At 54.4% G+C, this 14,677-nt stretch carries 12 protein-coding genes; 6 read left to right on the top strand and 6 right to left on the bottom strand.

All coding sequences use genetic code 11. The annotated features are described in order from the left end of the window. Nucleotides 1-80: 80 nt before the first annotated feature. Complete coding sequence (locus FOC35_RS14980; RefSeq protein ID WP_172569333.1) at nucleotides 81-1,508, bottom strand: gamma-aminobutyraldehyde dehydrogenase; 1,428 nt, start codon at nucleotides 1,506-1,508, stop codon at nucleotides 81-83. A 269-nt stretch (nucleotides 1,509-1,777) separates the two neighbouring features. Between FOC35_RS14980 and FOC35_RS14975 the strand changes: the two genes are divergently transcribed. Continuing rightward, nucleotides 1,778-2,503, top strand: a complete 726-nt coding sequence (locus FOC35_RS14975) for a FadR/GntR family transcriptional regulator (RefSeq protein ID WP_172569332.1) — start codon at nucleotides 1,778-1,780, stop codon at nucleotides 2,501-2,503. A gap of 23 nt (nucleotides 2,504-2,526) precedes the next feature. Next, entirely contained in the window at nucleotides 2,527-3,219 is a 693-nt protein-coding gene (locus tag FOC35_RS14970; RefSeq protein ID WP_172569331.1) for a cache domain-containing protein, read from the top strand. A gap of 24 nt (nucleotides 3,220-3,243) precedes the next feature. On the opposite strand, the gene FOC35_RS14965 is transcribed toward FOC35_RS14970, so the two are convergent. From FOC35_RS14965 to FOC35_RS14950, 4 genes are all read right to left on the bottom strand, one after another. Then, nucleotides 3,244-4,725 carry an APC family permease gene (locus FOC35_RS14965; protein ID WP_016537531.1) on the bottom strand — a complete coding sequence of 494 codons (1,482 nt, stop codon included), beginning with the start codon at nucleotides 4,723-4,725 and terminating at the stop codon, nucleotides 3,244-3,246. Between the two features lie 173 nt (nucleotides 4,726-4,898). Beyond that, a complete protein-coding gene (locus FOC35_RS14960) occupies nucleotides 4,899-5,885 on the bottom strand; it encodes a Fic family protein (RefSeq protein WP_172569330.1) in 987 nt (328 codons plus the stop codon). 68 nt (nucleotides 5,886-5,953) lie between these two features. Continuing rightward, complete coding sequence (locus FOC35_RS14955) at nucleotides 5,954-6,715, bottom strand: LamB/YcsF family protein (RefSeq protein WP_172569329.1); 762 nt, start codon at nucleotides 6,713-6,715, stop codon at nucleotides 5,954-5,956. A 2-nt stretch (nucleotides 6,716-6,717) separates the two neighbouring features. After that, the gene (locus tag FOC35_RS14950) at nucleotides 6,718-8,217 is read right to left on the bottom strand and encodes an MDR family MFS transporter (protein ID WP_172569328.1); all 1,500 of its coding nucleotides are present in this window, start codon (nucleotides 8,215-8,217) and stop codon (nucleotides 6,718-6,720) included. Between the two features lie 473 nt (nucleotides 8,218-8,690). Between FOC35_RS14950 and ypdK the strand changes: the two genes are divergently transcribed. Continuing rightward, on the top strand, nucleotides 8,691-8,792 hold the full coding sequence (gene ypdK, locus FOC35_RS22950) for a membrane protein YpdK (RefSeq protein ID WP_209420414.1): 102 nt from the start codon (nucleotides 8,691-8,693) through the stop codon (nucleotides 8,790-8,792). A gap of 58 nt (nucleotides 8,793-8,850) precedes the next feature. Here the strand turns inward: ypdK and alaC are convergent, their stop codons facing one another. Next, entirely contained in the window at nucleotides 8,851-10,089 is a 1,239-nt protein-coding gene (alaC, locus tag FOC35_RS14940; RefSeq protein ID WP_016537538.1) for an alanine transaminase, read from the bottom strand. Between the two features lie 241 nt (nucleotides 10,090-10,330). On the opposite strand from alaC, the gene FOC35_RS14935 reads away from it, so the two are divergent. The 3 genes from FOC35_RS14935 to FOC35_RS14925 all read left to right on the top strand — a co-directional run bounded on the left by FOC35_RS14935 (nucleotide 10,331) and on the right by FOC35_RS14925 (nucleotide 14,649). Beyond that, on the top strand, nucleotides 10,331-11,572 hold the full coding sequence (locus tag FOC35_RS14935; protein ID WP_172569327.1) for a DUF1479 domain-containing protein: 1,242 nt from the start codon (nucleotides 10,331-10,333) through the stop codon (nucleotides 11,570-11,572). 648 nt (nucleotides 11,573-12,220) lie between these two features. Continuing rightward, nucleotides 12,221-13,924, top strand: coding sequence for a sensor histidine kinase (locus tag FOC35_RS14930; protein WP_172569326.1), 1,704 nt, complete (start codon nucleotides 12,221-12,223; stop codon nucleotides 13,922-13,924). Then, nucleotides 13,921-14,649, top strand: a complete 729-nt coding sequence (locus FOC35_RS14925) for a LytTR family DNA-binding domain-containing protein (RefSeq protein ID WP_016537542.1) — start codon at nucleotides 13,921-13,923, stop codon at nucleotides 14,647-14,649. Before FOC35_RS14930 ends, FOC35_RS14925 begins: the two co-directional genes overlap by 4 nt. Nucleotides 14,650-14,677 lie beyond the last annotated feature (28 nt).

Below are 14,677 nucleotides of genomic sequence, written 5' to 3'. Positions count from 1 at the left end.
CACCCGCGGCCAATCCCCCGCCTGAACCAGGGGTTGGCGCTTTATTAAGCTCTTTAGCCCAGCGCTAACTTCCCCAAACCTTATTCGGTGATGTCGCACATGATGTGTTTGATGCGGGTGTATTCGTCGAGCGAGTAGGAAGAGAGATCTTTGCCGTAGCCGGATTTTTTAAATCCTCCGTGAGGCATTTCGGCGCACAGCGGAATATGGTTGTTGATCCACACCGTACCGAAGTCGAGACGGGTGCTGAACCGCTGCGCTCGGCTGTGGCTGCTGGTCCAGACGCTGGCAGCCAGGCCATATTCCACATCATTGGCCTGGCTAAGGGCTTCTTCCTCACCGGAAAACGACTGGATGGTCATCACCGGGCCAAAGACCTCATGCTGAATGGCCTCGTCATGCTGCTTAAGCCCGGAGATGATTGTTGGCTCAAAATAGAAGCCCGGCCCCGCGCCCTTTTTGCCGCCGGTTTCTATTTTTGCGTGCGCCGGCAGCCGCTCGATAAATCCCGTGACCTGCTTCAGCTGGTTGCTGCTGTTCAGCGCTCCGTACAGCGCATCGCGGTCGTTGGGCTGACCAAATGTTATCGTTTTGGTTTTCTCAATGAGCTTCTCAAGGAAGGCGTCATACGCTGACTCTTCAACGATTATGCGCGTAGCCGCCGTGCAGTCCTGCCCCGAGTTGGAGAATCCTGCGGCGGTAATAACCTCCACGGCTTTGCTCATGTCCGCATCGGCAAAAACCACCACCGGCGCTTTGCCGCCCAGCTCTAAGTGCGCTTTGGTCAGGTTAGCCGCCGCTGAGGCAGCAACCTGTAACCCGGCGCGCACCGAACCGGTTATAGACACCAGCGAGGCCTCGGGATTTGAAACGACCAGAGACCCGGTTCCGGCTTTGCCCAGCACCACGTTGAACGCGCCCTGCGGGAAAATCGGTGCGGCGATTTCGGCCAACATCAGGGTACTGATTGGCGTGGTGTCGCTGGGCTTGAGCACCACGGTATTACCGGCCGCAAGCGCCGGGGCGATTTTCCATACCGCCATCATAAACGGGTAGTTCCACGGCGTAACCTGGCCGACAATACCCAGCGGTTCACGGCGAAGGGTGGAGGTAAACCCGGCGGTATATTCCCCGGAAGCTTTGCCTTCAAGGCAGCGTGCCGCTCCGGCAAAGAAGCGGATGGCATCGCAGGAGGCGGCGATTTCATCCCTCTCGATAAAGTGTTTTAGCTGCCCCGTCTCCTGGCTTTGCACGTCCACCAGCCGCTCAACGTTGCGCTCAATCTCGTCTGCCAGTTTCAGCAAAGCGCGCTGCCTTTCAGACGGCAAAGAGTGTTTCCACACCGCGAAAGCTGCTTTCGCCGCCGCGTAGGCCTGGTCCACTTCCGCCGCCCCGCCGTCGGGCGACTGAGCATAAACCTCGCCGTTAACCGGGCTGACCAGGTCGAATAACGCATTCTGCTCGCCCGCCACGTAGCGCCCGTTGATGAAATGCTTCAGGATTTGCATCGCCTTCTCCTTAGATTAAACATAAACAATATTATGTAATATCTTTTGATGAGCAATCTTTCAATCCGCTTGTTTTAGCAACATGATTGGCATCTCAATTTAACAATATTTTCACACAAACATCCGCAGCTTCCGCCGTTCAAACCCGGCTTACCCGCGTATGAAAGCGTAAAGCTCCTGGTTCTGGCAGAGCGGCCAGCGCCTTTCTTAAAAGGCCGTCCTGTGCTATCAATAACCGTTGATTCAGGGACTTTAAATCAGAGATTAATATGATTACTCATGCAGTAATATTCGCACCTATAGGACAGGCAAGTCGCTCCGATCAGATTGTGCAGCGACTTTCAAATGCAATTATTACTGGTTTGCTTGAGGCCAATGAGCAGCTTCCGAATGAGGCCGATCTTGCCAAAATGATGGGCGTTTCACACATTACTATCCGTGAAGCCTTAAATACCCTGCGGGCAAATAATTTAATCCATACTATTCGTGGCCGTAACGGCGGCAGCTTTGTTTGCGAAAACAGCGGTGAATTTAATACCACCCTGCACCCTTTTAAGGCCATCAGCTCCGACTATATTTCCGACCTCGGTGAAATGCATTGCGCCATAATAAGCCATAGCGCCAAACTGGCTTCCCGCAGAATGACGCCCGCCGATATTAACCGGCTGCGTGACTTTATAGAGGAGCTAAAAACGGCCGCCACGCCGGAGATGAAGACCCAGGCCGATATGCGCTGCCTGCTGGCGCTTGCCGCCAGTTCCCAGTCCGCCAGGCTCGCCAACCAGGAGTTGCTGCTACAGGCCGAGTGGGCTTCGCTGGTCGCCATTCTTTACCATTCTGAGGCTATTCATCGCGAAGTTATCGATCTTTATACCGAGCTGATTAACGCTCTGGAAAACCATAATGAGCACGAAGCCGTGAGATTAGCCACGCAGCTAATCGACACCTTCACCCTTTATCTTATTGAAAACAAATTAAAATATAAATTCAGCTGACAACAACAAACGCGGGCATAAATATGATCTTACCCTCATCGCTGCTACCCTTTACCCGTAAAATTGACGACATCATTAACTCCACCATCGAAGCCACCGTTAGCCTTGCGCACGACATAGAGTCCGCCCTCGGCGAGTTTCGCGGCCACGACCTGAAGCTGCTGCTTGACCCGGCGGTTAAAAAGATGATTCAGGAGCACATCAAAGAGACGCTGAATAATACCGTTTACTGTTCCGGCTCCGGGTTTGCCAGCCATATTGAAGCCAGCCCGGATAATAAAGAATTCTGGCTTCTGGAGTGGTGGTATAAAAAAGCCGACGGGGTTAACAAGGTCAATCTCGACCTGGATCAGGCTACCCAGCAGCGGCTGGATTTCAGAACCTTTGAATGGTTTAAACGCGCGCCGGAGCACGGTAAAGCCTATATTCACGGCCCCTATGTTGATTACGTCTGTAATACCTCGTACACGCTAACTTCAGCGATGCCGGTTTATTTTAATCAGCGCTTTGTTGGCGTTGCTGCGATTGATCTTTTAGTTAGCCAGGTGGAAGAAGAATTACTCCCGCTATTCAATAACCATAAAGTTGTCCTGTCTAATATTGATAAGCGAATTATTTTCTCTTCCTGGCCGAAATACCGGGTGGGCGATCTGTTCAACACCGGCGATGTACAACCGGTGTATCAAAGCGATTATTGCACGCTGTACGAGGTGTAAAAAAAGGGCCATCAGGCCCTTTTCCTAATACTCCCGCGAAAGTTTTAGCTTATCCGCATATTCAATCGCATCATTTTCCGGGGCATCTGAATGACCGAACGGCCTGGCCAGCGCCATATACGCCAGCCCGGAGCCAACAATCAGCGCCAGCCCGACCAGTACCGTCCAGCGGTCGATAAAGTTTGTGCTGTCCGCAGGCTGAGCCAGCAGCCAGATACCGCCTATGCCGTAGGCCAGCGCCAGCACGTTCACCGGCATTCCCCACGAGCCCAGCGTCCATTCCCCGGCCGGTTTCCAGCCCTTCAGGCGCTGGCGCAGCGCGGCCAGAATCACCATCTGGAAGGAAATGTAGATCCCGATAACCGCGAAGGCGGTAATGCGGGAAAGATTATCCGGCTGGAAGTAGACCCAGACGCAAATCACCATCGGCAGCAGGCAGCTCACCAACATCGCATTATCCGGCACGCTATGCTTCGAGATCTTCGCCAGCCATTCGCTACCCGGCAGCATTTTGTCGCGAGAGAAGGAGAAGATCAGGCGGCTTAGCGCGGCCTGAAGCGACAAAATACAGGACAGCATCGCCACGACGGCAATCACGATGAAGAGAGTTGCGCCCTTCTCGCCCAGGGCGTCATTAAGAATCGCCGGGATCGGATCGGCTATTTTGCCGTTTACGATGTTCATCAAGTCCGGGGAAGACAGCAGATAGCCGAGGATCGATATCACCGCCGAAATAGCCCCGAACACGATGCTGAGGATCATCGCAACCGGGATTTTGCGCCCTGGGTTTTGCACCTCTTCAGCCACATTGCCGCAGGCCTCAAAGCCAAAAAACATAAACAGGCCCATCAGCGAAGCGGACATAAAAGCGGTGCCGTAGCTGCCGTCTTTCGCCAGCGCACCCATTGCGTCAAACACCACCGAAAACGGCTGGCTGCGGTGGAAAATAAGCAGGTAAATACCCAGCGCAATCACGCTGATGATTTCGCACCAGAAGCCGAAGCGGGCCACTCTTGCGAGGTTTTTAGTCCCGGACATATTCACGCCCATCATGATTGCCAGCAGCACGACCGAAGTAAGCAACATGGCAATGGGCGTATCGCCGTAGTGGAACAGCGAAGCCACGAAGGTGGAGGTGTATTCGACGATTGAGGTAATCGTCACCACCAGCGCCCAAAGGTAAATCCACGCCGCAATCCAGGCGTATTTCTTGCCCCAGAGCCTTCTGGCCCACGGATATAATCCGCCGGTTATCGGGTACTGCGAAGCGACTTCGCCGAACACCAGCGCCACCAGCAGCTGGCCGCAGGCGGCAATCAGTATCCACCAGATGGCGGGTGGCCCGGCGAGGGTGATCGCCAGCGCAAACAGGGAATAAACGGCGGTCAGCGGCGAGAGATAGGTAAACCCTAGCGCAAAGTTGGAGACCAGCCCGATGGAGCGGTTGAACTGCTGGCCCTTCTCCGGCGGCGGTACGGTACTTTTTGTAGCAGATGTCTGTTCCATATCTCTTTCTCTTTAGGGGGCATAGTTGCAGGCAATGGCTACATTTTATAAAACATAATAAGTTATATGTATATTGCACCTTGTCACAAAGTTGTTAGATATAATGTTATTTGATTGTTAACAGGAAAAAACAAAAGAAAATGGAATGGATAGCATGGAGGGAGAATAAGGGGCTATTTCAGCTGCCAGAATCCGCTGCGGGCCGCGCCAATCCGCGAAAGGCGGCCTTTGTACTGGAGCGTTTTTAAATTACGTTCGACGGTGCGGGTAGTTAACCCGGTAAGCACCGCCAGCCGGGCAATGGTTATAGCCGGTTGTTGCCCAATCAGCGCCAGAATGCGCTCCTCCGTGGGGCGGATCCTTTCGGCATAATAAGCCGCTGGCTCCTCTTCCAGCCGGCTATGCGCCACGCCTTCCCGCAGCGCCAGCACTATTTTATCCAGCATAAACTCGATAAAAGCCGTGCAGTCACCGCGGCTGTCGCATTCTCTCAACACGCGGTAATACGCATCTTGCTGGCCGTGGATCAGAGTTTCTACCGGGAGCCACGCCAGCTCGGGCCGCCATTCACTGAGAATAAGCGTTTGCCACAGCCGCCCCATACGCCCGTTGCCATCGGCAAAAGGATGAATAAATTCGAATTCATAATGAAAAACAGAGCTGGAAATCAGCGGATGAAGATCGGTATCTCTTAGCCATTCACAAAGCTGGCTCACCAGATGCCCGACCCGGCCAGCCGGTGGCGCCATATGAATAAGTCTACTTTCGCGGTAAATCCCGACATCGCCAGAGCGTAGTTTCCCCGACGCATCCACCAGCCCGAACATGAGTAGCCGATGGGCAGCGAGCAGGCTATCAACGCTATGGCTTTGCCAGCCGGGGAGCTTTTCGTAAGCCAGAATGGCGTTGCGCACTTCCTGGATATCTTTTGCCGGAGCAAGTACACGCTTCCCTTCCATAACGGCGGTAACCTGCTGTGCAGACAGGCTGTTATGTTCTATAGCAAGCGAAGCATGGATGGTGCGAATGCGATTTTCTTTGCGCAGCAGAGGGGAAGAACGTTGCGCCCCCGCAGACCAGCGCCCAAGCAGCTCCCCGGCCTCAACCGTCTTGTTCAGAAGCGCAGGAGTCAAAGAAAATGGCGGCTGGTAGCGGTTCATCGTTTACTCTCCGGGAAAGTTTCTCCGACATTTATACCGACATTTTCTCCGACATTCCACGGTCGTTATCAGGCGAAAGGCTGAATAGCTATGCCCCGGGACTCAAACACTCTGCGGATTTCGCCCGCCATAGCGATGGCTCCGGCGCTGTCTCCGTGGACGCAGATAGACTCGGCTTCAATGGGCGTAAATTGCCCTTCGATTGACTCGATGCCGCCTTCGGTAATCAGCCGGAGCATACGCGCTGCAACCTGCGCGGCATCGTGTAAAACGGCTCCCGGCTCGCGCCTTGAAACCAGTGAACCATTGGAGTGATAAGCCCTGTCGGCAAAGGCCTCGGCGATGGTTTTCACCCCTTTTTGCTGCGCCCATTCCAGCAGCGGCGAGCCTGCCAGCACCACCAGCGGAAGAGCCGGGTCAACAGCCAGCATGGCATCAAGCACCGCATCGGCCTGGCGTTTGTTGTCGGCAATAGTGTTATACAGCGCGCCGTGCGGCTTCACATAACGCACGCTTGTTCCCCCCGCACGCGCCAGCCCCTGCAACGCCCCAATTTGGTAAATAACATCTGCCGTCAGTTCATCACTGGCAATGTCCATATTGCGCCGCCCAAATCCAACGAGATCCGGATAAGCCACATGAGCACCCACGGTTACGCCCCGCTCTTTTGCCGCACGGAGCGTTTCCAGAATGCCCGCAGGCGACCCGGCATGAAACCCGCAGGCCACGTTCGCGCTGCTGACAATTTGTAAAATGGCGGCATCATCACCCATCGCCCACTGGCCGAAGCTTTCTCCTAAATCACTGTTTAAATCGATTCTTTTTTTCATCGTTATCCCTTACGCAGTGGTTCATTTTTCATAAATAGCGCCAGCACGAACCCCAGCACTATCACGCTCGCCGCAATAATAAACACCGAGTGAATAGCCGACCCGAAGGCCTGAAGATAATCGTTACGGATGGCCTCCGGCAAGTGGTGCACCGCTTCTGCTCCCAGCTGGCGAGGAAGCTGAGTACCTTCGGGGATCAGGGTTTCAAGATTGCTGCGCAGAACCGAGGTAAACACCGCGCCGAATGCAGCGACGCCGATAGAACCGCCGATAGAGCGGAACAGCGTCGCGCTTGAGGTCGCCACGCCGATAAGCTTCAGCTCCACGCTGTTTTGCACCGCCAGCACCAGCACCTGCATCACCATGCCGAGGCCAAGCCCCAGCAGCGCAACATACAGATAAAGCGTGTGCAGCGGCGTATCCAGTTTCAGCGTGCCCAGCAGCGCCATCGCGATAAAGCTCAATAGCGTGCCGAGTATCGGGAAAATACGGTAGCGGCCAATTTTGCTGATGATACGCCCGCTGATAATCGAAGTGAGGATCAGGCCGCCCATCAGCGGCAGCATCTGCATCCCGGCCTGAGAAGGCGTGGAAAATTTCACCACCTGCAAATAGAGCGGCAAAAAGGTCATCGAACCGAACAACGACATGCCGATGATAAAGCCCACCAGGCAGCTGATTAAAAAGGTGCGATTGCGAAACAGATGCAGCGGGATAATCGGCTCCACCGCCAGCCGTTCTTCATAGATAAAGCCGCCAAGCGTGACCGCAAAAAAGGCGAAAATACACCAAAGCTGCGGGTCCGACCAGGCCAGTACCGTTCCGCCTTCGCTGGTAAAGAGGATCAGGCTGGTCAGAGAAAGCGTGAGGTAGCCCGCGCCAAGGAAGTCTATCTGGTGACGAATGCGCGCGGTCTGGGACCTCAGCACCGTGCCGATGACCAGCAAGGCAAAAATCCCCAGCGGCAGGTTAATGTAAAAAATCCAGCGCCAGGAGAAATGCTCCACCAGAAAACCGCCGATCAGCGGGCCAATTACCGTTGCCAGGCCAAATACGCCGCCAAACAGCCCCTGATATTTACCGCGCTCCGAAGGCGGAATAACGTCGCCCACCGCCGCCATTGTGACCACCAGCAGCCCGCCGCCGCCCAGTCCCTGCAGAGCACGCATCAGAATAAGCTGCGTCATATTCTGGGCGAGGCCGCACAGCGCGGAGCCAAGAAGAAACAGCGCGATAGCCGTTTGCAGCACCACCTTGCGCCCCAGCAGATCGCCAAATTTTCCGTACAAAGGCACAACAATTGTTGAAGCCAGCAGGTAGGACGTGACGACCCAGGAAAGGCGGTCCAGCCCACCCAGCTCGCTGACGATCGTCGGCAGCGCCGTGGAAACAATAGTCTGGTCAAGCGCGGCTAAAAGCATCACCAGCATAAGCGTGCCAAAAAGCAGGCGAACAGAAGTGGTCTGCGGCGAGCCGGTTGATGCGGTTTCGGAGGTTGTCATTGCCTGCTCACTAAAAGGGGAAGCTGATTCACCCGGAATATTTTATGGAATAACTGAGCATACGCTCAGGCTTAGCGCCCGGACTGTATCAAAACTCTGAAACACCGCTTTAAACGTTGGCGACCTGCCCAAATGCCCGCCAGCATGTGTGTTCCTCTTATTCAGAAAAAATACCCGATTTTTCTTATCTTCGTGAAAAATTCACAAAATATATTGTCAGTAAAAATACTTATTTCACGTCAAAAATAATCATTAATTATTCAGATTAACACAATGATTTTTATCGCTTTTAAACCCTTTCATAGCCACACCACCAAAGTTCAAAAAATAGACAACTGTCACAATTTTGAGACACTTGTTTTCAATTTAGATTTGAGAGTACATTACCGCCGTCCGGGTAAGGTTTTACCCCCGAATGCCAGGCGGAGCGGCCATAAAAATCTGCGGCTTCACCTTATTATGTACCTGTTGAGATGCGCGTCAGCGCGGAGCTATGTGAAGTGAAATATTTTCTGATGGGTATTTCCGTGATTGTTGTGTTGTGGGCTGGCACCTTCTTCCTGATGGTTGAGTAACCGGCAGCGGGCAACAAGTCAAAAGAACAGGAGCCAGATGGCTCCTGTTTTCGTTTTATTATTCAGCACTCTCAGCGGCGTTTTTCGGCACCGGCGGCAGCAGGCCGTCGGCACGGAACATCGATTTAATGCCGCGCACGGCCTGGCGAATGCGATCCCGGTTTTCAATCAGCGCGAAGCGAACGTGAGTATCGCCGTAGTCACCGAAGCCAATCCCCGGCGAAACGCAGACTTTCGCTTCCTGAAGCAGTTTTTTAGCAAACTCCAGGGAGCCCATTGCCGCGTATTGTTCGGGAATTTTTGCCCACACGTACATTGATGCTTTCGGGCATTCAACCATCCAGCCCGCTTCATGCAGCCCTTTCACCAGCACGTCACGGCGGCGTTTGTACTGCTCGGCGATATCACGAACGCACTGCTGGTCCCCTTCCAGGGCAGCGATTGCCGCCACCTGTAGCGGCGTAAAGGTGCCGTAGTCGTGGTAGCTCTTGATTCGTGCCAGGGCGCTAACCAGCTCCTGGTTGCCGACCATAAAGCCAATACGCCAGCCCGCCATGTTATAGCTCTTGGAGAGCGTAAAGAATTCTACCGCCACGTCACGCGCGCCGGGAACTTCCATAATGGACGGTGCTTTCCAGCCATCATAAACAATGTCTGCGTAGGCCAGATCGTGGATAACCAGCACGTCGTACTGCTTCGCCAGGGCAACAACTTTTTCGAAAAACTCCAGCTCCACGCACTGCGCGGTTGGATTAGACGGGAAGCCGAGGATCATCATTTTCGGTTTCGGATAGCTTTCACGAATCGCACGCTCCAGCTCGGCAAAGAAGTCCACGCCTTCCACCAGCGGTACCGAGCGAACCTGCGCCCCGGCAATGACCGCCCCGTAAATATGAATGGGGTAGCTCGGGTTTGGCACCAGCACGGTATCGCCGTGATCCAACGTTGCCAGCATCAGGTGCGCCAGCCCCTCTTTGGAGCCGATGGTCACGATGGCTTCGCTTTCCGGGTCGATATCCACGTCGTAGCGGTCTTTGTACCAGCGCGAAATAGCACGACGCAGGCGGGGAATACCGCGTGAGGTTGAGTAGCCATGCGTATCTTCACGCTGCGCAACGGTGCAAAGTTTCTCGACAATGTGCGGCGGCGTGGCCCCGTCAGGGTTGCCCATGCTGAAGTCAATAATGTCTTCGCCGCGCCGACGCGCAGCCATCTTCAGTTCAGCGGTGATGTTAAAAACATACGGGGGAAGGCGATCGATACGCGAAAAACGACGTTTTGGACTGGAGTCAGCCATAAATTCCTCAGAGTCACGTTAGCGCCCGGACCGTCCGAGCGACGCTGCCACGTATGTGGCCTTTTTTGAAAATGGCCCGAATAAAAATCCCCTGTCGAGGGGGTAACGAAAAAATATTTCTTTTCCCCTAAAACGGGAAGCTTCATTCGAAAGTCATCTCTATTTCATTTAATAAATTAAGCTTAGATTAACCAGGTAGCAACAACCCAGCAACTTACTCTCTGATGAGATGGAGTCCCCTATGCACCTGGAAATTAACGATCTGCCAAAAGCTATCCGCGAGATAAAACAAAAGCTTCGCCAGGACTTGCCAAACTATCAGGCGGTATTCGCCGAACTTGAAGCCAACATTAGCCAGCAGATCGAAGAGATCCGCGGCGAGATGGCGCGCAGTGAGAATCCTGTTCCACAAATCAATGCCGATGACATTATTCATAATCGCGTCAGCGAGCAGCAAAAAGCGCTCATTCGCCAGCGCGGCTGCTGCACCATCAAAGGCGTATTCCCGCAGGCCACGGCTAATGGCTGGAACCAGGAGATAGGAAATTATCTTGAGCGTAATAATTTTGTAGAAAAGCTGAAAAACGCCGCAGAGGATAACTATTTCGGCACACTTGCCGACAGTAAGCCGCAAATTTACGGCATCTACTGGTCCAGGCCGCAGGTCGAGGCTCGCCAGCACGAACGTATGAAAGCGGTGCAGGTTTTCCTGAATAATCTCTGGGAAACGCAGAGCAACGGCAGGCAGCATTTTGATCCCGATCGCGTTGTCTCTTATGCCGACCGCACCCGCCGCCGCCCGCCACGCTCAAGTTCTCTTGGCCTTTCGCCGCATGTGGACGGCGGTTCGGTAGAGCGCTGGCTGGACGAAAACTTCCGTCACGTTTACCGTCACGTCTTCTCCGGCCAGTGGCGGGAGTACAGTCCGTTTGCCGCCGAAGGCAGGACGGAAGTGCGCGAATTCCCATCGCCCGCGGTGTGCTCAATGTTCCGCACCTTCCAGGGCTGGACGGCCCTGACGCCGCAGCGCAAGCACGGTGGCACGCTGAATCTGCTGCCGGTGGCCAATGCAATGGCCTATATTTTACTGCGAGCTTTGCAGGATGACGTACCGGAAGACTCTCTGTGCGAGGCGAAGCCTGGCAGAGCGTTATCCATTAACAAAGAGTGGCATCCCCTTTTATTGACTGGGATTTCCTCAATTCCAGATATGGAGCCGGGCGACACCGTATTCTGGCACTGCGACGTTATCCACTCGGTGGAGAACGAGCACCTCGGCGAGTTCGACAGCAACGTGATGTATATTGCCGCCGCGCCGTGGTGCGAGAAGAACGCCGAATACCTGCCGCGCCAGTGGGCTGCGTTTGTGGAGGGGAAATCTCCCCCTGACTTTGCCGCCGATGATTTCGAAGTTGATTTTGAAGGCCGGGCGACAGAGCAGGATTTAACGGCTGCCGGGCGTGAACAGCTGGGCGGGAAGTAACTGACCCTCACGCTGCCAGAGTTGTCACTTAGTCATAAACATCGACGATTATGCAGGCCTGGCTAAGGTTCCGTTCACTTCCAGTCCTGTTTTATATGCGGCCACCGCACCGGTGAACGTCTCGGGAGAATCACCGTCATTCCCCCGAGTCCCCGGACTCCCGGCCAAATAAATCGACCGCTGAAGCGGCAGACCTCCGTTTTATCTCCCAGTCCTGGGTCGGTTGAGATGCGTTCCCGACGCTCTCAACCTCCGGCCGTTCCCGACAGCCGGACCCTGGCCAGTCGGAGAGAAAACGTAGGCGATTTAAGCCGGGAGCCGCGAAAGAGAGCGATCGTCGGGAACGAATCGCGAACGACCCCGAATGTTTGGGTGATAACCGGTGGGTTTACCGCTTTAGCGGCGATGAGCTTGCCGGGCGCCGGGGCGGTCCGGGGGATGGCGTTATCCCCCGGACACGTTCACCGTATCTGAACGTACAGGGAAAATAGATTTACGGGTGAACGGAACCTCAGCCGCCCCTGCATAAGGGTGGATGTTACTGAACGGTATAGGCGACGGCTCAAGCTGAGGGGCAGCCCTTAACTGGAAACCCCCTGCAAATTTCCTTATCATTACCCCTTCCCCTCTGAGCGACGCGAGTATCCCGTGCACGAAATCCTTAATATGCTGCTGGCGGTGTTCGATCGCGCGGCGCTGATGCTTATTTGCCTGTTCTTCCTGATCCGCATCAGGCTGTTCCGCGAGCTGCTGCACAAAAACGCCCATACGCCAAAAGAGCTGCTGGCCGTTACCGCCATCTTTTCCATGTTCGCGCTGTTCAGCACCTGGTCCGGCGTGCCGGTAGAAGGCTCGCTGGTGAATGTGCGAATTATTGCCGTGATGTCGGGGGGGATTTTGTTCGGGCCGTGGGTCGGGATCATTACCGGGCTTATCGCCGGAACCCACCGCTACCTGATAGACATCGGCGGTATCACCGCCATTCCCTGTTTTATTACCAGCATTCTGGCCGGTATTATCGCCGGTTGGATCAACCGCAAAGTGCCCAAAGACCGGCACTGGCGCGTGGGGATAATCGGCGGCATGTTATGCGAAACCATGACCATGATTCTGGTCGTGGCCTGGGCACCTTCGACCGCGCTGGGCCTCGATATCGTGTCAAAAATCGGCGTGCCGATGATTCTCGGCTCGGTATCGATTGGATTTATTATTCTGCTGGTGCGCAGCGTGGAGGGCGAAAAAGAAGCCAGCGCCGCTCGCCAGGCCAAGCTGGCGCTGGATATTGCCAATAAAACGCTGCCGCTGTTCCGCAAGGTCAACAGCGAGTCGCTGCGCCAGGTCTGTAAGATTATCCGCGAAGATATTGATGCTGACGCGGTGGCGATAACCGATACCGAAAAGGTGCTGGCCTACGTCGGGCTGGGGGAAAGTAATTACCATGAGAACGACCAGGCATTCAGCCCGCGCACCCGTAAAGCGCTGAAAGAGGGCCGTATTATCATCCGCAACGATGACGAAGCCTGGCGCACGCCGGAGATTCACTCGCTGATTATTATTCCGCTGTGGGAAAAGGGCGTCGTAACCGGCACGCTGAAAATTTATTATCGCCATGCCCACCAGATAACCTCGACGCTACAGGAAATGGCCGTTGGCCTGTCGCAGATTATCTCCACTCAGTTGGAGGTTTCGCGGGCAGAGCAATTAAGAGAGATGGCGAACAAAGCCGAACTGCGGGCGCTGCAAAGTAAGATAAACCCGCACTTCCTGTTTAACGCGCTCAATGCTATCTCCTCCTCCATTCGCCTGAATCCGGACACCGCGCGGCAGCTTATCGTCAATCTGTCACGCTATCTGCGCTATAACATCGAGCTGAATGACGACGAGCTTATCGACATCCGCAAAGAGCTTTACCAGATAAAGGATTATATCGCCATTGAGCAGGCGCGCTTCGGCGACAAGCTGACGGTGATTTATAACATCGATGAAGAGGTAAATTGCCGCATTCCGAGCCTGCTTATCCAACCGCTGGTTGAAAACGCCATCGTGCACGGCATTCAGCCCTGCAAAGGTAAAGGCGTGGTGACGATAAGTATTGAAGAAAGCGGCAACCGGGTGCGCATTGCGGTTCGGGATACCGGCAACGGTATCGATCCGAAGGTGATTGAGCGCGTGGAGAATAACGAAATGCCGGGCAATAAAATCGGCCTGCTGAACGTGCATCACCGCGTTCAGCTGCTGTACGGCGAAGGGCTGATCATTCGTCGCCTGGAGCCGGGAACCGAGATTGCGTTTTATGTACCGCGCGCCGTCCCAGCCGCCGCCGTTCGCCCACAGGAAGGGAAAGAAGCATGAAGGTCATCATTGTAGAAGACGAATTCCTCGCCCAGCAGGAGCTTAGCTGGCTGATTAAAAATCACAGCGAGATGGAGATTGTCGCCTCTTTTGACGACGGGATGGACGTGCTCAAATATTTACAGCATCACGAAGTGGACGCCATCTTTCTCGACATCAATATTCCGTCGCTGGACGGCGTGCTGCTGGCTCAAAACATCAGCAAGTTCGCCCATAAGCCGTTTATCGTGTTTATTACCGCCTGGAAAGAGCACGCGGTTGAGGCTTTCGAGCTGGAGGCTTTTGACTACATTCTGAAGCCCTACCAGGAGTCGCGCATCATCGGCATGCTGCAAAAGCTGGAGGCCGCTTATCAGCAGGTGTCCCAGCCAGCGGCCAGCCATGAAAACCGCGAAGCCACCACGATAAATCTGATGAAGGACGAGCGGATTATCGTTACCGACATCAACGATATTTACTACGCCGAAGCCCACGAAAAAATGACCTTCGTGTATACACGCCGCGAGTCTTACGTGATGCCGATGAACATTACTGAATTTTGCAGCCGCCTGCCGGAGAGTCATTTCTTCCGCTGCCACCGTTCTTACGTGGTTAACCTGAGCAAAATTCGCGAGATAGAGCCGTGGTTCAATAACACCTACATATTGCGCCTGCGCGACCTGGATTTTCAGGTGCCGGTGAGCCGCAGCAAGGTGAAAGAGTTCAGGCAACTGATGCGCCTTTAGAGGGAGAGATGGCGGGCGCAGTAGCTAC

The organism is Cedecea sp. FDAARGOS_727 (genome assembly GCF_012273235.1).
GTDB lineage: Bacteria > Pseudomonadota > Gammaproteobacteria > Enterobacterales > Enterobacteriaceae > Cedecea > Cedecea davisae.
Note: the sequence above shows the minus strand (reverse complement) of the source record. Positions and strands in the feature narration are given on the sequence as shown.

Excerpts from the sequence above, each read along its gene's own strand:
- FOC35_RS14950 (WP_172569328.1), bottom strand. The coding sequence starts at position 8,217 with ATGACAACCTCCGAAACCGCATCAACCGGCTCGCCGCAGACCACTTCT.
- FOC35_RS14965 (WP_016537531.1), bottom strand. The coding sequence starts at position 4,725 with ATGGAACAGACATCTGCTACAAAAAGTACCGTACCGCCGCCGGAGAAG.
- FOC35_RS14970 (WP_172569331.1), top strand. The coding sequence starts at position 2,527 with ATGATCTTACCCTCATCGCTGCTACCCTTTACCCGTAAAATTGACGAC.
- ypdK (WP_209420414.1), top strand. The coding sequence starts at position 8,691 with ATGCGCGTCAGCGCGGAGCTATGTGAAGTGAAATATTTTCTGATGGGT.
- FOC35_RS14925 (WP_016537542.1), top strand. The coding sequence starts at position 13,921 with ATGAAGGTCATCATTGTAGAAGACGAATTCCTCGCCCAGCAGGAGCTT.
- FOC35_RS14955 (WP_172569329.1), bottom strand. The coding sequence starts at position 6,715 with ATGAAAAAAAGAATCGATTTAAACAGTGATTTAGGAGAAAGCTTCGGC.
- FOC35_RS14975 (WP_172569332.1), top strand. The coding sequence starts at position 1,778 with ATGATTACTCATGCAGTAATATTCGCACCTATAGGACAGGCAAGTCGC.
- alaC (WP_016537538.1), bottom strand. The coding sequence starts at position 10,089 with ATGGCTGACTCCAGTCCAAAACGTCGTTTTTCGCGTATCGATCGCCTT.
- FOC35_RS14935 (WP_172569327.1), top strand. The coding sequence starts at position 10,331 with ATGCACCTGGAAATTAACGATCTGCCAAAAGCTATCCGCGAGATAAAA.
- FOC35_RS14980 (WP_172569333.1), bottom strand. The coding sequence starts at position 1,508 with ATGCAAATCCTGAAGCATTTCATCAACGGGCGCTACGTGGCGGGCGAG.
- FOC35_RS14960 (WP_172569330.1), bottom strand. The coding sequence starts at position 5,885 with ATGAACCGCTACCAGCCGCCATTTTCTTTGACTCCTGCGCTTCTGAAC.